Annotated in this window: 19 protein-coding genes and 1 tRNA gene; 16 read left to right on the top strand and 4 right to left on the bottom strand. The window is 63.7% G+C overall.

Going from position 1 to position 19545, the window contains the following annotated elements:
• The first annotated feature begins 55 nt into the window (after positions 1 to 55).
• From XH91_RS15615 to XH91_RS15645, 5 genes are all read left to right on the top strand, one after another.
• Complete coding sequence (locus XH91_RS15615) at positions 56 to 268, top strand: hypothetical protein (protein WP_128951396.1); 213 nt, start codon at positions 56 to 58, stop codon at positions 266 to 268.
• Positions 265 to 1740: an Asp-tRNA(Asn)/Glu-tRNA(Gln) amidotransferase subunit GatA gene (gene gatA, locus XH91_RS15620; protein WP_128951397.1), complete on the top strand. Its 1476-nt coding sequence runs from the start codon at positions 265 to 267 to the stop codon at positions 1738 to 1740. The genes XH91_RS15615 and gatA overlap by 4 nt, the downstream gene beginning before the upstream one ends.
• Positions 1731 to 2033, top strand: coding sequence for a hypothetical protein (locus XH91_RS15625; protein WP_128951398.1), 303 nt, complete (start codon positions 1731 to 1733; stop codon positions 2031 to 2033). Before gatA ends, XH91_RS15625 begins: the two co-directional genes overlap by 10 nt.
• The gene (gatB, locus tag XH91_RS15630) at positions 2030 to 3508 is read left to right on the top strand and encodes an Asp-tRNA(Asn)/Glu-tRNA(Gln) amidotransferase subunit GatB (RefSeq protein WP_128951399.1); all 1479 of its coding nucleotides are present in this window, start codon (positions 2030 to 2032) and stop codon (positions 3506 to 3508) included. Before XH91_RS15625 ends, gatB begins: the two co-directional genes overlap by 4 nt.
• A 1436-nt stretch (positions 3509 to 4944) precedes the next feature.
• Positions 4945 to 5211, top strand: coding sequence for a hypothetical protein (locus XH91_RS15645; protein ID WP_128951400.1), 267 nt, complete (start codon positions 4945 to 4947; stop codon positions 5209 to 5211).
• 171 nt (positions 5212 to 5382) lie between these two features.
• On the opposite strand, the gene XH91_RS15650 is transcribed toward XH91_RS15645, so the two are convergent.
• Positions 5383 to 5475, bottom strand: a tRNA-Ser gene (locus XH91_RS15650).
• 285 nt (positions 5476 to 5760) lie between these two features.
• Positions 5761 to 8253, bottom strand: coding sequence for a transglycosylase SLT domain-containing protein (locus tag XH91_RS15655; RefSeq protein WP_128951401.1), 2493 nt, complete (start codon positions 8251 to 8253; stop codon positions 5761 to 5763).
• Between the two features lie 242 nt (positions 8254 to 8495).
• Between XH91_RS15655 and dapA the strand changes: the two genes are divergently transcribed.
• The 4 genes from dapA to XH91_RS15675 are packed head-to-tail and all read left to right on the top strand — an operon-like array spanning position 8496 to position 10969.
• A complete protein-coding gene (dapA, locus tag XH91_RS15660) occupies positions 8496 to 9386 on the top strand; it encodes a 4-hydroxy-tetrahydrodipicolinate synthase (protein ID WP_128951402.1) in 891 nt (296 codons plus the stop codon).
• 50 nt (positions 9387 to 9436) lie between these two features.
• The gene (gene mscL, locus XH91_RS15665) at positions 9437 to 9850 is read left to right on the top strand and encodes a large conductance mechanosensitive channel protein MscL (RefSeq protein WP_164934020.1); all 414 of its coding nucleotides are present in this window, start codon (positions 9437 to 9439) and stop codon (positions 9848 to 9850) included.
• A 59-nt stretch (positions 9851 to 9909) separates the two neighbouring features.
• Positions 9910 to 10383 carry an SsrA-binding protein SmpB gene (smpB, locus tag XH91_RS15670; RefSeq protein ID WP_018644570.1) on the top strand — a complete coding sequence of 158 codons (474 nt, stop codon included), beginning with the start codon at positions 9910 to 9912 and terminating at the stop codon, positions 10381 to 10383.
• Between the two features lie 4 nt (positions 10384 to 10387).
• Positions 10388 to 10969, top strand: a complete 582-nt coding sequence (locus XH91_RS15675) for a peroxiredoxin (protein WP_128951404.1) — start codon at positions 10388 to 10390, stop codon at positions 10967 to 10969.
• On the opposite strand, the gene XH91_RS15680 is transcribed toward XH91_RS15675, so the two are convergent.
• Together XH91_RS15680 and XH91_RS15685 are read right to left on the bottom strand one after the other, a co-directional pair.
• A complete protein-coding gene (locus tag XH91_RS15680; protein WP_128951405.1) occupies positions 10966 to 11640 on the bottom strand; it encodes a uracil-DNA glycosylase in 675 nt (224 codons plus the stop codon). The genes XH91_RS15675 and XH91_RS15680 overlap by 4 nt on opposite strands.
• The gene (locus tag XH91_RS15685) at positions 11621 to 12268 is read right to left on the bottom strand and encodes a LabA-like NYN domain-containing protein (protein WP_018644573.1); all 648 of its coding nucleotides are present in this window, start codon (positions 12266 to 12268) and stop codon (positions 11621 to 11623) included. The genes XH91_RS15680 and XH91_RS15685 overlap by 20 nt, the downstream gene beginning before the upstream one ends.
• Positions 12269 to 12599: 331 nt before the next feature.
• Between XH91_RS15685 and rpoZ the strand changes: the two genes are divergently transcribed.
• The 7 genes from rpoZ (at position 12600) to era (ending at position 19530) form a co-directional block, all read left to right on the top strand.
• The gene (gene rpoZ, locus XH91_RS15690; RefSeq protein WP_027522935.1) at positions 12600 to 12992 is read left to right on the top strand and encodes a DNA-directed RNA polymerase subunit omega; all 393 of its coding nucleotides are present in this window, start codon (positions 12600 to 12602) and stop codon (positions 12990 to 12992) included.
• A 208-nt stretch (positions 12993 to 13200) separates the two neighbouring features.
• Positions 13201 to 15492: a RelA/SpoT family protein gene (locus XH91_RS15695; protein WP_128951406.1), complete on the top strand. Its 2292-nt coding sequence runs from the start codon at positions 13201 to 13203 to the stop codon at positions 15490 to 15492.
• Positions 15493 to 15537: 45 nt separating this feature from the next.
• Positions 15538 to 16290: a pyridoxine 5'-phosphate synthase gene (locus tag XH91_RS15700; protein ID WP_128951407.1), complete on the top strand. Its 753-nt coding sequence runs from the start codon at positions 15538 to 15540 to the stop codon at positions 16288 to 16290.
• Positions 16287 to 16706, top strand: a complete 420-nt coding sequence (gene acpS, locus XH91_RS15705) for a holo-ACP synthase (protein ID WP_128951408.1) — start codon at positions 16287 to 16289, stop codon at positions 16704 to 16706. Before XH91_RS15700 ends, acpS begins: the two co-directional genes overlap by 4 nt.
• A 250-nt stretch (positions 16707 to 16956) precedes the next feature.
• Positions 16957 to 17721 (top strand): signal peptidase I, encoded by a 765-nt coding sequence (lepB, locus tag XH91_RS15710; RefSeq protein WP_128951409.1) that lies wholly within the window; start codon positions 16957 to 16959, stop codon positions 17719 to 17721.
• Complete coding sequence (gene rnc, locus XH91_RS15715; RefSeq protein ID WP_128951410.1) at positions 17718 to 18614, top strand: ribonuclease III; 897 nt, start codon at positions 17718 to 17720, stop codon at positions 18612 to 18614. Before lepB ends, rnc begins: the two co-directional genes overlap by 4 nt.
• Complete coding sequence (gene era, locus XH91_RS15720) at positions 18604 to 19530, top strand: GTPase Era (protein WP_128951411.1); 927 nt, start codon at positions 18604 to 18606, stop codon at positions 19528 to 19530. The genes rnc and era overlap by 11 nt, the downstream gene beginning before the upstream one ends.
• Positions 19531 to 19545: the final 15 nt, after the last annotated feature.

Here is a 19545-nt window from a genome sequence, read left to right on the forward strand (position 1 = left end):
TGCCGGTTCGCATCAAGAAAACGCGTCAAACTAAAGAGTCTTGGGACCAAGTCCGATGTGCATGCTTTGCGACGATGAGAAGGCCTATCAGGCCTACATGAACTACCTCGACAAGATGGAGCGGCAGGGCAAGGCTGCCGATCCCAATGTCGCGGTCAATGCCGTGCTCGACGAGCTCCAGGCCGCCGCGAATGCGGCCGAAAAAAAAGACGACCCGGCCAACGACAAGACCCTGTCTCCGTTCTTCTGCAGCCCGATCAATAAATGACCGATTTGACATCGCTGACGCTCGCCGAGGCCCGCAAGGGTCTCGCCGACAAGACTTTCACGTCGCTGGAGCTGACCGAGGCGCATCTTTCCGCGATCGAGAGAGCGCGCCTGCTCAACGCCTATGTTCTGGAGACGCCGGATCAGGCGCGCGCGATGGCACGCGAGGCGGATGCCAAGCTCGCCAAGGGTGAGGCCGGCCCGCTCGCCGGCATCCCGCTCGGCATCAAGGATCTGTTCGCGACCAAGGGCGTGCGCACCACGGCCTGTTCGAAGATCCTCGGCAATTTCGTGCCGACCTATGAGTCCACCGTGACCTCGCAGCTCTGGCGCGACGGCGCGGTGATGCTCGGCAAGCTCAACAATGACGAGTTCGCGATGGGCTCGGCCAACGAGACCTCGTGCTTCGGTCCCGTCGGCAATCCCTGGCGGCGTGAGGGCAGCAACACCACGCTGGTGCCGGGCGGCTCGTCCGGCGGCTCGGCCTCCGCTGTTGCCGCGCTGCTGTGCATGGGCGCGACCGCGACCGACACCGGCGGCTCGATCCGTCAGCCAGCGGCGTTCACCGCCACAGTCGGCATCAAGCCGACCTATGGCCGCTGCTCGCGTTGGGGCATCGTCGCCTTCGCCTCCTCGCTCGACCAGGCAGGACCCATCGCCCGCACGACGCGCGATGCCGCGATGCTGCTGCGCTCGATGGCCGGTCACGACCCGAAGGACACCACCTCGGTCGACATTGCCGTGCCCGATTACGAGGCGGCGATCGGCAAGTCCGTGAAGGGCATGAAGATCGGCATTCCCAAGGAATACCGCCTCGACGGCATGCCGGCCGAGATCGAGAAACTGTGGAGCGAGGGCGCGGCGTGGCTGAAAGCCGCCGGTGCCGAGCTGGTCGAGGTGTCGCTGCCGCACACGAAGTATGCGCTGCCGGCTTATTACATCGTGGCGCCGGCGGAGGCGTCCTCGAACCTCGCTCGCTATGACGGCGTCCGCTACGGTCTGCGCGAGCAGGCCAAGACCATCACCGAGCTCTACGAGAACACCCGCGCCAGCGGCTTCGGCGCCGAGGTGCGTCGCCGCGTCATGATCGGCACCTATGTGCTCTCGGCCGGCTATTACGACGCCTACTACCTGCGCGCCCAGAAGGTGCGCACGCTGATCAAGAAGGATTTCGAGGATTGCTTCGAGAGGGGCGTCAACGCGATCCTGACCCCGGCGACGCCGTCGGCCGCGTTCGGCATCGGCGAGAAGGGCGGGGCTGACCCGGTCGAGATGTATCTCAACGACATCTTCACGGTGACGGTGAACATGGCGGGCCTGCCTGGTATCGCCGTGCCATCAGGCAAGGACAGCCAAGGCCTGCCGCTCGGCCTGCAATTGATCGGCCGTCCGTTCGAGGAAGAAGCGCTGTTCTCGCTCGGCGAGGTGATCGAGCAGGCGGCCGGCCGCTTCACGCCCGCGAGGTGGTGGTGAATGTCTCAGGCTTCATCGCGAGCCTCGACGGCGCGGCACCCGCGCCGGAGCTGAACGCGCCGCTCAGAGGTCTCTGGTGGGCTGCGAAGGGCGACTGGGACCAGGCGCACAAGATCGTCCAGGACGACGAGGGGCGCGACGCCGCCTGGGTGCACGCTTATCTGCACCGCGTCGAAGGCGACCTCGGCAATGCCGGCTACTGGTATCGCAGGGCCGGCCAGGTGGCGGCAAAGGATTCATTGGAAGCGGAGTGGCAGCGGATCTCTGCCGCGCTGCTCGGGAGCACAACATGAGCACGGCCACGCACAAGCTTCTCAAGGGCGCCACCGGTGACTGGGAGGTGGTCATCGGCATGGAGATCCATGCCCAGGTGACGTCGAACTCGAAACTGTTCTCGGGCGCCTCGACCGCGTTCGGTGGTGAGCCGAACACGCAAGTGTCGCTTGTCGACGCGGCGATGCCGGGCATGCTGCCTGTCATCAACGAGGAATGCGTCAGGCAGGCTGTCCGGACCGGGCTTGGGCTCAACGCGAAGATCAATCTGCGCTCGGTGTTCGACCGCAAGAACTATTTCTATCCCGATCTGCCGCAGGGCTATCAGATCAGCCAGTACAAATCGCCGATCGTGGGCGAGGGCGAGGTGCTGCTCGAACTCGAGGGCGGCAGGACCGCCACCGTCGGCATCGAACGGCTGCATCTGGAGCAGGACCCGGCAAAGATGCTGCACGACAAGTTGCCGTCGCAGTCCTTGATCGATCTCAATCGCTGCGGCGTCGCGCTGATGGAAATTGTCTCCAAGCCCGATATCCGCGATGCCGAGCAGGCCAAGGCTTATGTGACCAAGCTGCGCTCGATCCTGCGCTATCTCGGCACCTGCGATGGCGACATGGAGAAGGGGTCTCTGCGCGCCGACGTCAACGTCTCCGTGCGCAAGCCGGGCGGGCCGCTCGGCACCCGCTGCGAAATCAAGAACCTGAACTCGATCAACTTCATCGGCCAGGCAATCGAGTACGAGGCGCGGCGCCAGATCGAGATCATCGAGGATGGCGGCAAGATCGGCCAGGAGACGCGCCTGTTCGACGCCAACAAGGGCGAGACGCGCTCGCTGCGCTCCAAGGAGGAGGCACACGACTATCGCTACTTCCCCGATCCGGATCTGCTGCCGCTGGAGTTCAGTCAGGCTTTCGTCGACGAGTTGAAGGCAAAGTTGCCGGAACTGCCGGACCAGAAAAAAGCGCGCTTTGTCGCGGACTTCGGCCTGTCGGCCTATGACGCGAGCGTGCTGGTCGCCGAGCGCGAGAGCGCAGTGTTCTACGAGACGGTGCTCGACAAGCTCGCCAACCGCGCCCGCGACGGCAAGATGGCAGCGAACTGGGTGATCAACGAGCTGTTCGGCCGTCTCAACAAGGAAGGCCGGGATATTACGGGCTCTCCGGTCTCTGCCGAGCAGCTCGCCGCCATCATCGACCTGATCGGCGAGGGCACGATCTCAGGCAAGATCGCCAAGGATCTGTTCGAGATCGTCTGGCAGGAAGGTGGCGACCCCCGCGCGCTGGTCGAAAGCCGCGGCATGAAGCAGGTGACGGATCTTTCGGCGATCGAAAAGGTTGTCGACGACATCATCGCGGCCAATCCTGACAAGGCCGCGCAGGTGAAGGACAAGCCGCAGTCGCTCGGCTGGTTCGTCGGCCAGGTGATGAAGTCGTCAGGCGGCAAGGCCAACCCGCAGGCGGTCAACGAGCTGCTGAAGTCCAAGCTCGGCGTCTAGCCTCACGCGTTCGGACGAGGTGACGACACGCTTCGTCACCTCGCATCCGGTTCGCGATGCGACGCACACACACCTCGTCGACAGCAAACATCATCCCATCGCGCGCGATGCGGCGAGGCGAATCGCAGTCCTCGCGATTCGCTCAAAACGGCGACTTGCACACGCTCTGACGAGCGCTTCCGCCGTTAAGCATGAAAATAATTTCGTTGCCAAAGTTCGCGACTCAGAGTCCGCGACTCCGCCTTGCGAAGCGATCGCGCGCATTGCCGCGTGCTTCGCCGCGTCGATCGCGCGCGATGTGTGCGCGCGGAATCATACTTGCTTCATAGTGTTTTCGTGCAATCGCAGCGCTTGCGGACGTCGCTGTTGCGCGACGCATTTGCAATCGCGAGCGTGTGTCTCTGCTGACAGGCAAATCAAGCGCGGCTGGCGCACGCGCGCTGCGTCGTCAACACTTCCTTAAGTGAGAAGATGTTTTTTTCGTCGTGTTGGTGTATTCGGAATGAGTGTGCACTCGATCCCCGAATGCATGCAGCGATTAAAGCCATCTCACACATCGGAGGGCAACATGGCCAAGAAAGCGAAGAAGGCGAAGAAGGCGAAGAGCGCAGTGAAGAAGACTGCGAAGAAGACCCGCAAGGTCGCGAAGAAGAAGAAGTAACTTCGACTTCTGAAGTTGCCGGCTCCTGAGAGCCGGCACGTCATCAGCGCCTCCTAGAGGTTCTGGTCGACGATAGAGGGTGTCGGCGAGACATCAGGTCAACGGTCGGATCGTTCGACTTTACGGTCCGGCAGAAGAAACGAGCTTTCTTCGTTCGGTGCGGGTCTCCTTCAAAAGGGCTCCGCAATTCCACAAGCGGCCTTCGGGCTCATTTGGAATCTGGTCCTGACGTGTTCGCCGACGCCCTCGTTCCCTGAGGCCGGGGTATTGCCGGCAATCCCTTTCCCGACATCGTTGATCTGACCGCCGCGCCGTCGCCTTGCGCGGCATGCCGAGGTTTGGCCCGCCGGCATGATGGCCCGTGCGCGCGCCGGCCGCAGCGTGAGGCAAGCTGGCGGCCTTTTCCCGCGCGCCGTCTCCCACAAGATGTAACCACAGCGCTGATGTCACCGTGCGCGATGGTTATCGATGTCCTGAAATCGCAGGGTAAACCTTTCCTGACGAATCCCAGAAGTGCCTGCAAATCAGGGACTTCTTGCAGTTCCCGCGCGCCAGCAGCGGGCCCGCGTTTACGTCTGCTTCATCGCGATGCTTAAACTGCCATTCAAATTTGCCCGCCATCATCGCCTCCAACAAGCCGGCAAACGGCTTTGGCAAGAAGACTTGGGGATGAGTTGAGCAGCGCACGATCCCAGAAGGGATTTTGCAGATCAGAGTTGGACGGGGGCCGCGCTCGGGGGATTCGAGGCGGCACAAGAAAAAAAGGGGATGCGTTATGTTTCAGGGTACTTTCGATCTCGATACGGCGACGCCGATCGATGCAAGCGCGCTGTCGGACGTTCTGTTCGAGCGCGGGATCTACTGGGCGAGCGGTCGCTCGGGCCTGGTCGACCTCGTTGCCGCGCACAAATGGTTCAACCTCGCCGCCCTGAAGGGCCGCAAGGACGCCGTGGCGCTGCGCCAGGAAGTGGCCGGCCAGATGTCGGACGCCGAGATCTCGGCTGCGCAGCGCGACGCAAGGGCCTGGGTGTCCGCCCACTGAGCCATCTCCGTCCTAGGGAACGGGGACGGCGCCGTCGACCTTGTGTCTGACGGCGAAGCGGAGCGAGACAGCCTGTTCGCGCTCTATCAGCGGACCGCTGGCCCGAGAGGCGCAAGACGCCCGCCGCTGGCTTTCAGCGGTACTATCGGGTCGCGGGTCATTTGAATTGGGTGGCGGAGAGAGAGGGATTCGAACCCTCGATACAGCTTGAGACCGTATGACGCTTTAGCAAAGCGTTGCCTTCAGCCACTCGGCCACCTCTCCGGTGCGAGCCTTATGCATCTAATTGCTTGGGCTGGTCAATTTCGAACCGCGTGTTTGTGGGCGAATTTTCCCAGCGATTTTTGCAGCCGACCCATCCGGCGCGCTGCCGCGGCCGTTCCTGCTCCCAGGGGCGCTTCGCCGAGGGCTGACGCCGGTTCAGAAAGCCAAATCAAAACAATACGATAAGAAGGTCTCGCCGGCTGCCTGTGCCATTTGTGCAACACCGAGCGAAATCGGCGCCGGTGCGGCGCAAATTTCTCCCACAAACGGGATCTGAAGAGGGCGCTACTCCACGCTGCCGGCGCCGCGGCGCAGATCGGCCTCGATCTGCAGGCGCGAGCCGCCGCCGAAGCGGGCACGGTAGACCTGAAGATTCTCCATGATCCGCTGCACGTAGTTGCGTGTCTCGGAGAACGGGATCAGCTCGACCCAGTCGACCGCGTCGACCTTGGGGTCACGCGGGTCGCCATAGCGGTCGATCCACTTCTTCACGCTGCCGCGACCGGCATTGTAGGCCGCAAAGGTCATGATGTAGGAGCCGCGGTAATCCTCCAGCAGGCCGCCGAGCTCGGCTGCGCCGAGCGTGGCGTTGTAGGAGGAATCATTCTTCAGCCGCGACAGATCATAGGTCGCGCCGTGCCGCTTGCAGACGTAGCGCGCGGCATCTGGGGTGACCTGCATCAGGCCATAGGCCTGCGCCGGTGACACGACGGCCGGGTTGAACGCGCTTTCCTGCCGCGCAATGGCGTAAACGATGCTGCGCTCGACCTCGGGACCGATCTGGCTGAACTGCGGAATGCCGTTGACGGGGTAGGCGTAGAAGTCGAACGGCAGCCCGCGATTGAGCGCAGCCTTGCCGACCAGCAACATGCCCCGCGCATCGCCATAGCGCTGGGTCAGCTCGCCGAGGCCCGTCAATGCTTCGGGATCGCCGTTCTCGCCCATGTCGGCGAGCATCGGCACCGCCAGATCGCGCTCGTCGAGCTCGTAGAGCAATTGCGCGGCGCGCACGATCTCGAGCCGCTCGGCGCCGCGGCCGCGCGGCTGGCTGTTCAGCGCGATCTGCGGCAGACCGAGCTTTGCGCGCGCGAGCTGGCCGTAATAGCTGGTGGACTGCTCGGCGGCGCGAGCGTAGGCGTTGCGTGCCTCCTGCTGGCGGCCGGCGGCTTCCGCCGCGCGGCCCTGCCAGTAGCCGGCACGTGCCAGCGTGGTCGGATTGACGCTGCCGACGCCGATGCGGGCAAAATGCTGGGCGGCCGCGGCGGGATCGTTGAGGAAGCGGAGCGCGATCCAGCCGGCGGTGAACTCCTGCTCGGTCTTGTAGATGTCGCGCGAGGGCAGCGCCGCGTCGCGTGCGATCAGATAGGCCGTGCGGAAGTCCTCGGTGTCGATCATCTTGCGGGCCAGCAGGCGCCGCTCGATCCACCATTCGTCGACATTGTACAGCCGGTTCGGATCCTTCGGCGCCGACAGCATCAACTGGGCCGCTTCGGGAAACTTTTCCTCGCGGCGCAGCAGCTGGATCTTGCTGAAAATGAAGCCGGGATCGCCGTGCAGCTCGCGCGGCACTTCTTCGAGCAGCGCCCGCGTGTTCGGCGCCTTCTTGAACGAGGCGATGCGGGCCTTGGCGAGCGCCACATAGCCGGCGCCGAGGCGCTTCGCCGCGCGCAGCGCCGCCTCGTGCTCGCTGCCATAGAGCAGCGCGTCCATGCGGGCCTTCTGGTCCCCCGGTGTGAGCAACGCGCCGAACTGGTCGAGAGCGTTGTTCTCGGTCTCCTCCGACATCGGATCGCTGCGCCAGGCCTCGCGGACCAGCCGCTCGGCATTGGCACGGTCGCCGCGCGCCAGCATCGCCTTGGCGAGCGCGAAGCGGCCCTTGGCCGAAACAGGGGATTCGTTCTCGAACCACGACCACGCAACCGAGTCGTCGCGTCGGTCGTCCCACATCGCAGCTTCAAGGCGGCGGCGCAGGAAGGTCTGCGACGGCCAGCTCGGATTGGCGGAGAGGAAGGCGCGGTAGCGCTCTACGCTCGCGCCATTGTCTTCGCTGCGCAGGATGATCCATTCCGCGAGTTTTCGCGCCACCGGATCGGAAATCGAATCTGCGTAGCTGGTGGCATCGCCCGGCTTGCGCTTGCGCACGAGCTCGATCACGTTCTCCAGCGTGTCCTTGTCGGCTTGCGACGTCGACGAGGTCGCGGCGACGGCGGCCGGCGTGACCGGCTTGCGCGGCGCGGCGTGCTGGCGGGTCGCCGGCGCGAGCACCGGCGTTGCGACAGGTCTGGCGGGGGCGGGAGCATGAGCGGTGGGTCTCACGGTGGCCGTCACCGCTGGCGCGGCCTGGGGCGCCGGCGCGCTAGCGGCCGGTCGTGATCTTGGCGTCGCTGTTGCGGCTGCGGGTTTCGACTTCCCTTTCGCAGCGTCCTTGCCCGCAGGTTTCTTCGCCGCGTCCTTGCTCGTGGCCGGAGCTGCCCCCTTGCTTGCACCCTTCGCGGTGTCTTTGGCGGCGTTCTTGCCAGCGCCCTTGCCAGCACCCTTGCCAGCAACCTTGGGGGTCTCCTTGGCCGCCCCCTTCGCCAAATCCTTCGCGGGCTGCTTGGCCGCTGGCTTTGCGGTTCCCTTTGCCGCCTGCTTGGCGGGCTCCTTCGCGCCGTCCTCGGTCGTTTCGTTGGACTTATCATTAGACTTGGCGAAGGCAGCGCAGCCGATCGACAGGCCGGCCACCAGGCACAGCGCCAGGCCGGCAGTTCGCCATGCGGTACGGGATAAGGAGATCACGGCGGTTCGTCGCCCCGAATCAGTCAAATGGCTCAAGACCCATCTCTACAAGGTTTGGCTGTATTTGATTGAATATGCGGACAAAATACCAACAGCCGCTTACCGCCGCCGGGTTTGCACCATCACAGCGGCAAAATCGCGGCTTAAACGGTGCGTCACCGGGAGGCAGCCCTTTTACCGGCGGATGAGACCCGATATGAAAGGGGCTTGCTCGAAAAACTTGCCGCGTACGGAGGAAGTCCATGGCAGCCAAGACGAAATTCCGGGGGTCGTTTACCGCCTTGGTCACGCCGTTCAAACACGGCTCGCTGGACGAGGCGGCGTTCCGCTCGCTGGTGAACTGGCAGATTTCGGAAGGCACCAACGGCCTGGTTCCGGTCGGCACCACAGGCGAGAGCCCGACGCTCAGCCATGACGAGCACAAGAAAGTCGTCGAATGGTGCATCGAGGAGGCCAAGGGCCGCGTGCCCGTGATCGCCGGCGCCGGCTCGAACTCGACCAAGGAAGCCATCGAGCTCGCCCAGCACGCCGAGAAGGCGGGCGCCAATGCCGTGCTGGTGGTGACGCCGTACTACAACAAGCCGACCCAGGAAGGCATGTACCAGCACTTCAAGGCAATCAACGACGCGATCGGAATTCCGATCATCATCTACAACATCCCGCCGCGCTCGGTGATCGACATGTCGGTCGACACCATGACCCGGCTGTGGGAGCTGAAGAACATCGCCGGCGTCAAGGACGCCACCGCCAGCATGGTGCGCGTGTCGCAGCAGCGCGCCGCGATGGGCGAGGACTTCAATCAGCTCTCCGGCGAGGACGCCACCATCATCGGCTACATGGCGCATGGCGGTCATGGCTGCATTTCGGTGACCTCGAACGTTGCGCCGCGCTTGTGCGCCGAGTTCCACGCGGCCTGGCAGAAGGGCGACACCAAGGCGGCGCTTGCGATCCACGACAAGCTGATGCCGCTGCACAACAACCTGTTCATCGAGAGCAATCCGGCGCCCATCAAGTATGCGATGTCGCTGCTCGGCAAGTTCGATGAGACACTGCGCCTGCCGATGGTGCCGGTCTCCGAGCCGACCCGCGTTGCCGTGCGCAGCGCGATGGTGCACGCTGGGCTGATCAATTGATTTAGCCAGCAGGGGAGCCGTCTATGAGCGTCGACGAGAAGGGCAGGAAGATGCTCACGGAGTTCCGTGAGTTCGCCATGAAGGGCAACGTCGTCGACCTCGCCGTCGGCGTCATCATCGGCGCGGCCTTCGGCGCCATCGTCACCTCGCTGGTCGGCGACATCATCATGCCGATCATCGGCGCCGCGACCGGCGGCCTCGACTTTTCGAACTACTACGTCCCCTTGTCGAAAGCGGTGACCGCCACCAACTTAGCGGATGCGAAAAAGCAAGGCGCCGTGCTTGCTTACGGCAACTTCCTGACGCTGACGATCAACTTCATCATCATCGCCTTCGTGCTGTTCCTGGTGATCCGCGCCATGAACACGCTGAAGCGCAAGGAAGAGACCAAACCGGCGGAGCCGCCGAAGCCGTCGGCGGAGGTCGTTCTGCTCACCGAGATCCGCGATCTCCTCAAGAAGTGACGCGCGCGCTTCATCCAATCTGTTAGCGTCGCTGCCTATCTCGACCAGGTTTGTCTGTTATGGCCGATAAGAACGAACGTCCAATCAAGGTCATGGCGGAAAATCGCAAGGCCCGCTTCAACTATGCGATCGAGGATACGATCGAGGCGGGCATTGCGCTGACCGGCACCGAGGTGAAGTCGATCCGCAACGGCAAGAGCACGATCGCGGAGTCCTACGCCGATTCCAAGGACGGCGAGATCTGGCTGATCAACGCCACCATTCCCGAATACCTCCAGGGCAACCGCTTCAACCATGAGCCCAAGCGGCCGCGAAAGCTGTTGCTGCATCGCCGGCAGATCAACAAGCTGATGGGCGCGGTCGATCGCGAGGGCATGACGCTGATCCCGCTCAAGCTCTATTTCAACGAACGCGGTCGGGCCAAGCTGCAGCTCGCGGTTGCGAAGGGCAAGAAGTTGCACGACAAGCGCGAGAGCGAGAAGAAGCGCGACTGGAGCCGCGAGAAGGGCCGCCTGCTGCGGGCGAGGGGATAGCGCGATGAATCAGAAAAACCTGCTCGAGGTCGATTGGAGCCAGATTCCCGCACCCGCCGATGACGGCGGCGCCGCGCACCTGAAGGGCATAACGCTGCCTGCGATCAGCCTGCTTGCGACCGACGATACGTCAGTGAAGCTGTCGGCGCTGTCCGGGCGCACCGTGGTCTTTGCCTATCCGCGCACCGGCGAACCCGGCAAGATCGCGCTGGTCGACGACTGGGACATGATCCCGGGGGCTCGCGGGTGCACGCCGCAGACATGTGCGTTTCGCGACCTGTTCGCCGAGCTGAAGGCCGCCGGCGCCGCGCATGTGTTTGGTCTCTCGACCCAGAGCAATGCCTACCAGACCGAGATGGCGTCGCGGCTGCATTTGCCGTTCCCGGTGCTCTCGGACGAGAAGCTGGAGCTCACGCGCGCCCTCAATCTGCCCATCATGGAGGTCGCGGGACTCACGCTGATCAAGCGCCTTGCGCTGGTCATTGACGATGCGAAGATCTCGCACGTGTTCTACCCGGTGTTCCCGCCGGATAGGAACGCTGGCGACGTGCTGGACTGGCTGAAGGCCAACCCCGTCAAAGCCTAATCGAGATCGGCCTTCACCTTCGCAAACACGCTACGAAACATGTCCGGCGTCAGCACACCGGTGTTCGTGTTGTAGCGGGAGCAGTGATAACTGTCGTAGAGCTTGAACGGCCCGGCTTGGTGCACGGCGCCGTGGCCGAAGGGTGCTTGCGAGGCCTTCAGCTTCAGCGGCTTGAGCACGCTGTCGTGCGCAATCCGTCCAAGCGCGATGATCGCGCGCAGCTTCGGCATCGTTTCGAGATTCGCGATGAGGAACTGTCGGCAGGTGTTGATCTCCGCCGGCAGCGGCTTGTTCTGGGGCGGAACGCAATGCACCGCATTCGCGATCCGGCAGTCGACCAGCTTCAGGCCGTCATCGGGGCGCGCCTGGTAGCTGCCCTTGGCGAAACCATATTCCAGCAGCGTGGCATAGAGCAGGTCGCCGGCATAGTCGCCGGTGAAGGGCCGGCCAGTGCGGTTGGCGCCTTGCATCCCCGGCGCGAGACCGACGATCAGGAGACGGGACGTTATGTCTCCGAAAGGCGGGACCGGTGCATTGTGCCACAATGGCTCGCGCGCGCGGTTCGCCTCGCGAAAGGCGACCAGGCGCAGGCAGAGCGGACAGTCACGGTCAGGGACGAGGGTGGGGGCCTTAGGGCTTGACCGGGCCGCCTCACTCCTCGAAGTCGTCATCGCCCCTCGGCGCCATCGTGGTTGCGCGCTGGAGGAATTGCGGGGCGTGATGGCGTCCCTCACCACGCTCGCCGCGATCACGCGGGGCGGGGCGCTCGGACGGGTCGCGGCCAAGCTTGGACTGCAACTCGACGAGGTCGGTGAAGACGTCGGCCTGGCGGCGGAGCTCATCGGCGATCATCGGCGGCTGGCTGGCGATGGTGGAGACCACCGTGACCCTGACGCCGCGGCGCTGCACGGCCTCGACCAGCGACCGGAAGTCGCCGTCACCGGAGAACAGCACCATCTGGTCGATGTGCTCGGCGAGCTCCATGGCGTCAACCGCGAGCTCGATGTCCATGTTGCCCTTGACCTTGCGGCGGCCCGAGGCGTCGATGAACTCCTTGGTCGCCTTGGTGACGACCGTGTAGCCGTTGTAATCGAGCCAGTCGATCAGCGGACGGATCGACGAATACTCCTGATCTTCGATGATCGCTGTGTAGTAGAACGCCCGCAGCAGCGTCCCGCGGCTCTGAAATTCCTTCAGAAGGCGCTTATAGTCGATATCGAAGCCGAGAGTTTTCGCTGTCGCGTAAAGATTGGCCCCGTCGATGAAGAGCGCGATCTTGTTGGTAGGGGAAGGTGACATTCAGTTTGCTCGCGTAGTGTGTTCGTGATTGATCGTTTTATTGTTGGCGCGGCGGCAGCATGCCGCGCAGTTCAAACTGCTGCCGAAACCCGTCGAAACCGCAAATCCGGAGAAGTCGGGGCAATCAAGGTATAGTTATGGCGGCCCTGCTTACCCCCGGTGCCGCCCTCAATGGCAACCCGGGAAACCACCCATCCCAGCCCCAATGTGGGGGTAGCAGAGCCGTTTGGCGAGGCCAAATCACAAATTGGCCTTGCGAAAACGGCCCGGTCCCTATAACTAGCCCCGATCATCCACATATTTCGTCCCACCCACAACGGAGCGACAGTCTATGGCTCGCGTCACCGTAGAAGATTGTATCGACAAGGTCGACAACCGGTTTGACCTCGTCCTGCTGGCCGCCCACCGTGCCCGCATGATTTCGTCCGGTTCACAACTAACGGTTGACCGCGATAACGACAAGAACCCTGTTGTATCTTTGCGCGAAATTGCCGACCAGACCATTTCGCCGGAGGATCTCCGCGAGGAGCTGGTCCACTCCCTCCAGAAGTTCGTCGAGGTCGACGAGCCCGAGCCGGACACGGTTCCGCTGATCGGCTCCGCCGGCGCCAGCGTCGATGCGGACGATACCGAAGTTGCGGTGGAGCGCATGACCGAAGAGGAGCTCCTGAAGGGTCTCGAAGGCCTCGCTCCGCCGGAAGAGCAGCCCGAGGAGGACGAGTAATCGTCTTGCTCGCGAACGTCGACTTCTTGTGATCTTATCAAAGGCCCGAACCCGCGTTCGGGCCTTTGCTTTTGTTGGCGTTTTCGTGGTTACCATAGCGTTGCCGGTTTGCACCGCGCCTGTCAGTGAATTGATCGGCCGCGTCAGCGATCGGAGCTTAAGATGTATACAACGGGCCGTTTCCTGGTCCGTTTGAAGGCAGGACGGAATGGTGTATCGACGCCGCAGACCCACGCAGATGCAGGCCGCAACCGAATCGGTTGCCGTGGCCCCGACTGCACCGGTGGCACGGCCGGCGAAGCCGCGCGCGCGGATGATGCGCCAGTACGACCTCGTCGAGCGAGTCCGGTCCTACAATCCGAACACCAACGAAGACCTGCTGAACCGTGCCTATGTCTACGCCATGAAGGCGCATGGGTCGCAGACCCGCGCCTCCGGCGATCCGTATTTCTCACACCCGCTCGAAGTGGCGGCGATTCTCACCGATTTGAAGCTCGACGACGCCACCATCGTCGCCGCGCTACTGCACGACACGATCGAGGACACGGAGGCGACGCGGGCCGAGATCGACCAGATCTTCGGTCCCGAGATCGGCGCGCTGGTCGAGGGTCTGACCAAGCTGAAGCGGCTCGAGCTGGTCTCGCGCGAGGCCAAACAGGCCGAGAACCTGCGCAAGCTGCTGCTGGCGATCGCCGACGACGTCCGTGTGCTGCTGGTCAAGCTCGCCGATCGCCTGCACAACATGCGCACGCTCGACTTCGTGCCGACGGAATCGCGCCGGCGCATTGCCGAGGAGACGCTCGACATCTACGCGCCGCTGGCCGGGCGCATGGGCATGCAGGAGATGCGTGAGGAGCTGGAGGATCTGTCCTTCCGCACCCTCGATCCCGAAGCCTATTCGGTGGTGATGCAGCGGCTCGATGCGCTGGCCGAGCGCAACCGCAACCTGATCGGCGAGATCGAGGATCAGCTCTCCAACAATCTGCGTCACCGCGGCCTGGGGGCGCGGGTCTACGGCCGCCGCAAGAAGCCGTTTTCGATCTGGACCAAGATGGAGCGCAAGTCGGTGGGCTTCGAGCAGCTGTCCGACATCTTCGGCTTCCGCGTCGTCGTCAACGACATCGAGGCCTGCTATCGTGCGCTCGGCATCGTCCACACCACCTGGCCGGTCGTGCCGGGGCGGTTCAAGGACTACATCTCGACGCCGAAGCAGAACGATTATCGTTCGATTCACACGACGGTCATCGGCCCCGGCAACCAGCGCGTCGAGCTGCAAATCCGCACCGAGGCGATGGACCAGATCGCCGAGCGCGGCATCGCCGCGCATGTCTTCTACAAAGAGGGCGTGGGCTCGCCGACCGAATTCCTCAAGCGCGAGTCCAACGCATTCGCCTGGCTGCGCCATACCATCGGCATTCTCTCGGAGAGCGCCAATCCTGAAGAATTCCTCGAGCACACCAAGCTCGAGCTGTTCCACGACCAGGTGTTCTGCTTCACTCCGAAAGGCAAACTGATTGCGCTGCCGCGCCATGCCAATGTGATCGACTTCGCCTATGCCGTGCATACCGACGTCGGCAACAGCGCTGTGGGGTGCAAGATCAACGGTAAGTTCGCGCCGCTGTCCTCGGAGCTGCAGAACGGCGACGAGGTCGAGGTGCTGACCTCGGAAGCGCAGTCGGCGCCGCCCTCGGCCTGGGAAACGCTCGCGGTGACCGGCAAGGCGCGTGCCGCGATCCGCCGCGCCACGCGCACCGCTGTCCGCGATCAATATGTCGGCCTCGGCCGGCGCATCGTCGAGCGCCTGTTCGAGCGCGCCAAGATCGAATACGCCGACGACAAGCTCAAGGGCGCGCTGCCGCGGCTGGCGCGCACCTCGATCGAGGACGTCATGGCGGCGGTGGGGCGCGGCGAAATCAAGGCCTCCCACGTCGCCCGCGCGATGTATCCCGATTACAAGGAGGAGCGCGTCGCGCGCTACGGGGTCAAGAAGGGGCAGGGGCTCGCGACCAAGCTCAAGGAGAAGTCGCCCGAGCCGTCGCGCAGCCCGGTTGCGATTCCCATCGGCGGCAACAATTCAGCCCTGCCGGTGAAGTTCGCACCGAACGGCGGTGCCGTGCCCGGCGACCGCATCGTCGGCATCGTCACGCCGGGCGAGGGGATCACGATCTATCCGATCCAGTCGCCGGCGCTGAAGGATTTCGAGGAGGAGCCGGAGCGCTGGCTCGACGTCCGCTGGGACATCGAGGACTCCGCGCCGCAGCGCTTCCCCGCGCGCATCAAGGTCGAGAACGTCAACGAGCCCGGCGCGCTGGCGCAGATCGCCACCGTGATCGCCGAGCACGACGGCAACATCGACAATATCAGCATGCAACGCCGCTCGCCCGACTTCACGGAGACGACGATCGATCTCGAAGTCTACGATCTCAAGCATTTGAGCGCGATCCTGGCCCAGCTGCGCGCCAAGGCGGTCGTCGCCAAAGTCGAACGTGTTAATGGATAGGCGTGTTTCGACATCGCCTGTCGCTCTGATCTTGCGAGTCCCGAAATGCCTGCATCTCCGCTCCGCCTCGGCGTCAATATCGACCATGTCGCGACCGTCCGTAACGCCCGTGGCGGCCGCCATCCCGATCCGGTCCGCGCCGCGCTGCTGGCGATCGAGGCCGGCGCCGACGGCATCACGGCGCATTTGCGCGAAGACCGTCGGCACATCCGCGACGAGGACATGGCGCGGCTGAAAGCCGAAATCTCCAGGCCGCTGAACTTCGAGATGGCGGCGACCGACGACATGATGCGAATCTCGCTCGCCACCAAGCCGCATGCGGTGTGTCTGGTGCCGGAGCGGCGCCAGGAGGTGACGACCGAGGGCGGCCTCGACGTGGTCGGCCAGCACAATGCGCTCGCGCCCTATATCGCGCGGCTGAACGACGCCGGCATTCGCGTCTCGCTGTTCATCGCCGCCGATCCCGCGCAGATCGCGATGGCGGCACGTCTGCGCGCACCCGTGATCGAGATCCACACCGGTGCCTGGTGCGATGCCGTCACCGATGGCCACACCGACAAGGCCGAGGCGGAATGGCAGCGGATCGTGGCGGGCGTGAAGCTGGCGAAGGACGCTGGACTCGAGGTCCATGCCGGGCACGGGCTCGACTACGCGACGGCGGAGAAGATTGCCGCGCTGCCCGAGATCATGGAGCTCAACATCGGCTACTACATGATCGGCGAGGCGCTGTTCGTCGGACTTGCCGAGACGGTGCGCAAGATGCGCGCGGCGATGGATCGTGGCCGGAGCCGGGCATGATCATCGGCATCGGCTCCGACCTGATCGACATCACCCGCGTCGCCAAGGTGATCGAACGCCACGGCGAGCGTTTCCTCGACCGCATCTTCACGGCGGCCGAGCGGGCCAAGGCGGAGCGGCGCGCCAAGAACGAGAAGATGGTGGTGGCGACCTATGCCAAACGCTTTGCCGCCAAGGAGGCCTGCTCCAAGGCGCTCGGCACCGGCATCCGGCAGGGCGTCTGGTGGCGCGACATGGGGGTGGTCAATCTGCCCGGGGGCCGGCCGTCCATGCGGCTGACCGGGGGAGCGCTGGCCCGGCTCCAGGTCCTGACGCCCGATGGCTTCGAGGCCCAGATCGATCTTTCGATCACCGATGACTGGCCGCTGGCGCAGGCCTTCGTGATCATTTCAGCCACGCCGCTGGCCAAGCCCTGAACGCAGGGCGGTCGATTTTATAATTCTGGTTAAAGATCAATGGTTTGTGAGTTTTTGATGCGATCCTTGATTGCGTGGCCTGCGACAACCGTCTAAAAGTTCGCGGGCGCAAATCAGGCTGGGCGAATTCGGCTTTACGCCGGAATTGGCCCTCACTATCAGAATCAGGACAATCTCCTTGGGCTGCGAACCGGTGGGCTGTTCGCGGGAGGAGGGCGTTCTGTGACCGCCGGCCGGAATTGAGAGAGCAATGAGCGTGACTTCTGGAACGAAAACTGAGAACGGCGTCGGCGAAACGATCCGGGTCGTGATCCATGCTCTCCTGATCGCGCTTGTGATCCGCACCTTCCTGTTTCAGCCGTTCAACATCCCGTCCGGCTCGATGAAGGCGACGCTGCTGGTCGGCGACTATCTGTTCGTCTCGAAATATTCCTACGGCTACAGCCACTATTCGATCCCGTTCTCGCCGCCGCTGTTCTCGGGACGGATCTGGGGCTCGGAGCCGAACCGCGGTGACGTCGTCGTGTTCCGCCTGCCGAAGGACGACACCACCGACTACATCAAGCGCGTGATCGGCTTGCCCGGTGACCACATCCAGATGAAGGACGGTCTGCTCTACATCAACGACACCCCGGTCGAGCGCCAGCGCATGAGCGAATTCGTCGGAGAGGATCCGTGCGGCTCCGAAGGAGGCGGCATCTCGCGGGTGAAGCGCTGGAAGGAAACGCTGCCGAACGGCGTTTCCTACGAGACGCTCGACTGCGCCGACAACGGCTACATGGACAACACCAACGTCTACACGGTGCCTCCAGGCCATTTCTTCATGATGGGCGACAACCGCGACAATTCCACCGACAGCCGCTTCCTCGGCCAGGTCGGTTATGTGCCGGAGGAAAATCTGATCGGCCGCGCCCAGATGATCTTCTTTTCCATCGGCGAAGGCGAGCATGCCTGGATGTTCTGGCGCTGGCCGTGGTCGGTACGCTGGAATCGTTTCTTCAAAATCGTCCGATGAAAGACGAAGCCAAGGACATCGCGACCCAATCGATCGAGGCGCAAGCCGCTCCTGAGGGCGAAGCTGCAACCAAGGCGCTTGCGACCAAGACTTCCGAGGGCAAGGCGCCTGACGGCAAGACTGCTGAAACCAAGCCGTCCGCTAAGAAGAAGCGGACGCGGAGCAGCAAAGCCAAGGACAAGGCCAAGGCGGCGGCCGACGCGAACGCGGCGCTCGAGGCTCGCATTGGCCACCATTTCACGGATCCGAACCTGCTGATGCAGGCGATCACGCATGTGTCGGCGCTGAAGTCCGGGCGCAAGCGCGGCGACAGCTATCAGCGGCTCGAGTTCCTCGGCGACCACGTGCTCGGGCTCGTCGTCTCCGACATGCTCTATCATGCCTTTCCGAATGCCGATGAGGGCGAGCTGTCCAAGCGGCTTGCCGAGCTCGTGCGCAAGGAAAGCTGCGCCGACGTCGCCAAGTCGCTCGGTCTGCTCGACGACATCAAGCTCGGCTCGGTCGGCTCCAGCGCCGATGCCCGCCTGCGCAAATCCATCCTCGGTGACATCTGCGAGGCCGTGATCGGTGCCATCTTCCTCGACGGCGGCCACGCGGCGGCCGACGAGTTCGTCAAGCGCAACTGGACCGAGCGCATGCACAAGCCGCGGCGCCCCTTGCGCGATCCCAAGACCGTGCTGCAGGAATGGGCGCAGGGTAAGGGATTGCCGACGCCTGTATATCGCGAGGTCGAGCGCACCGGTCCGCATCACGATCCGCAATTCCGCGTCGCCGTCGACCTGCCGGGGCTGGCGCCGGCTGAAGGCATCGGCGGCAGCAAGCGCGCGGCGGAGAAAGTAGCAGCTTCAGTGATGATCGAACGTGAAGGCGTTGGCGGCGGCAATGACGGCTGAAACGAGCGGCGAGGTGCCCACCGCGACGCGCTGCGGCTTCGTCGCGCTGATTGGTGCGCCGAATGTCGGCAAGTCCACGCTGGTCAATGCGCTGGTCGGAGCCAAGGTCACGATCGTTTCGCGCAAGGTGCAGACCACGCGCGCGCTGATCCGCGGCATCGTGATCGAGAACAACGCACAAATCATTCTGGTCGACACGCCCGGCATCTTCCTGCCCAAGCGCCGGCTCGACCGCGCCATGGTCTCGACCGCCTGGAGCGGGGCGCATGACGCCGACCTCGTCTGCGTGCTGCTCGATGCCAAGACCGGCATCGACGAGGAGGCCGAGGCGATTCTTGCCAAGGCCGCGAGTGTCAATCACGACAAGATTCTGGTCATCAACAAGGTCGATCTGGTCCAGCGCGAGAAGCTGCTGGCGCTGGCGCAGGCCGCCAACGAGCGCATGAAGTTCGTCAGAACCTTCATGATCGCGGCGATCTCGGGCGACGGTGTCGACGACATCCGCACCACGCTTGCCGAGATGGTGCCGCCGGGCCCGTATCTTTACCCCGAAGACCAGATGTCGGACGCGCCGATGCGACAGCTCGCGGCCGAGATCACGCGCGAAAAGATCTATCAAAAGCTGCACCAGGAACTGCCCTACCAATCCACGGTCGAGACCGACAAATGGGAGGAGCGCAAGGACAAATCGGTGCGCATCGAGCAGACGATCTTCGTGGAGCGCGAGAGCCAGCGCAAGATCGTGCTCGGCAAGGGCGGCGCCACCATCAAGTCGATCGGTGCGGACTCGCGCAAGGAGCTGATGCAGATCCTGGACGTGCCGGTACATCTGTTCCTGTTCGTCAAGGTGCGCGAGAACTGGGGTGACGACCCCGATCGCTACCGCGAGATGGGCCTGGAATTCCCCAAAGAATAAGCAAGAACAGATCGG

Source organism: Bradyrhizobium guangzhouense, assembly GCF_004114955.1.
Classification (GTDB): domain Bacteria; phylum Pseudomonadota; class Alphaproteobacteria; order Rhizobiales; family Xanthobacteraceae; genus Bradyrhizobium; species Bradyrhizobium guangzhouense.

What these genes read in the sequence shown, in the direction of transcription:
- XH91_RS15615 (WP_128951396.1), top strand. Translation starts at nt 56, where the DNA reads ATGTGCATGCTTTGCGACGATGAGAAGGCCTATCAGGCCTACATGAAC.
- gatA (WP_128951397.1), top strand. Translation starts at nt 265, where the DNA reads ATGACCGATTTGACATCGCTGACGCTCGCCGAGGCCCGCAAGGGTCTC.
- gatB (WP_128951399.1), top strand. Translation starts at nt 2,030, where the DNA reads ATGAGCACGGCCACGCACAAGCTTCTCAAGGGCGCCACCGGTGACTGG.
- XH91_RS15645 (WP_128951400.1), top strand. Translation starts at nt 4,945, where the DNA reads ATGTTTCAGGGTACTTTCGATCTCGATACGGCGACGCCGATCGATGCA.
- dapA (WP_128951402.1), top strand. Translation starts at nt 8,496, where the DNA reads ATGGCAGCCAAGACGAAATTCCGGGGGTCGTTTACCGCCTTGGTCACG.
- mscL (WP_164934020.1), top strand. Translation starts at nt 9,437, where the DNA reads ATGCTCACGGAGTTCCGTGAGTTCGCCATGAAGGGCAACGTCGTCGAC.
- smpB (WP_018644570.1), top strand. Translation starts at nt 9,910, where the DNA reads ATGGCCGATAAGAACGAACGTCCAATCAAGGTCATGGCGGAAAATCGC.
- XH91_RS15675 (WP_128951404.1), top strand. Translation starts at nt 10,388, where the DNA reads ATGAATCAGAAAAACCTGCTCGAGGTCGATTGGAGCCAGATTCCCGCA.
- XH91_RS15680 (WP_128951405.1), bottom strand. Translation starts at nt 11,640, where the DNA reads ATGACGACTTCGAGGAGTGAGGCGGCCCGGTCAAGCCCTAAGGCCCCC.
- XH91_RS15685 (WP_018644573.1), bottom strand. Translation starts at nt 12,268, where the DNA reads ATGTCACCTTCCCCTACCAACAAGATCGCGCTCTTCATCGACGGGGCC.
- rpoZ (WP_027522935.1), top strand. Translation starts at nt 12,600, where the DNA reads ATGGCTCGCGTCACCGTAGAAGATTGTATCGACAAGGTCGACAACCGG.
- XH91_RS15695 (WP_128951406.1), top strand. Translation starts at nt 13,201, where the DNA reads ATGGTGTATCGACGCCGCAGACCCACGCAGATGCAGGCCGCAACCGAA.
- XH91_RS15700 (WP_128951407.1), top strand. Translation starts at nt 15,538, where the DNA reads ATGCCTGCATCTCCGCTCCGCCTCGGCGTCAATATCGACCATGTCGCG.
- acpS (WP_128951408.1), top strand. Translation starts at nt 16,287, where the DNA reads ATGATCATCGGCATCGGCTCCGACCTGATCGACATCACCCGCGTCGCC.
- lepB (WP_128951409.1), top strand. Translation starts at nt 16,957, where the DNA reads ATGAGCGTGACTTCTGGAACGAAAACTGAGAACGGCGTCGGCGAAACG.
- rnc (WP_128951410.1), top strand. Translation starts at nt 17,718, where the DNA reads ATGAAAGACGAAGCCAAGGACATCGCGACCCAATCGATCGAGGCGCAA.
- era (WP_128951411.1), top strand. Translation starts at nt 18,604, where the DNA reads ATGACGGCTGAAACGAGCGGCGAGGTGCCCACCGCGACGCGCTGCGGC.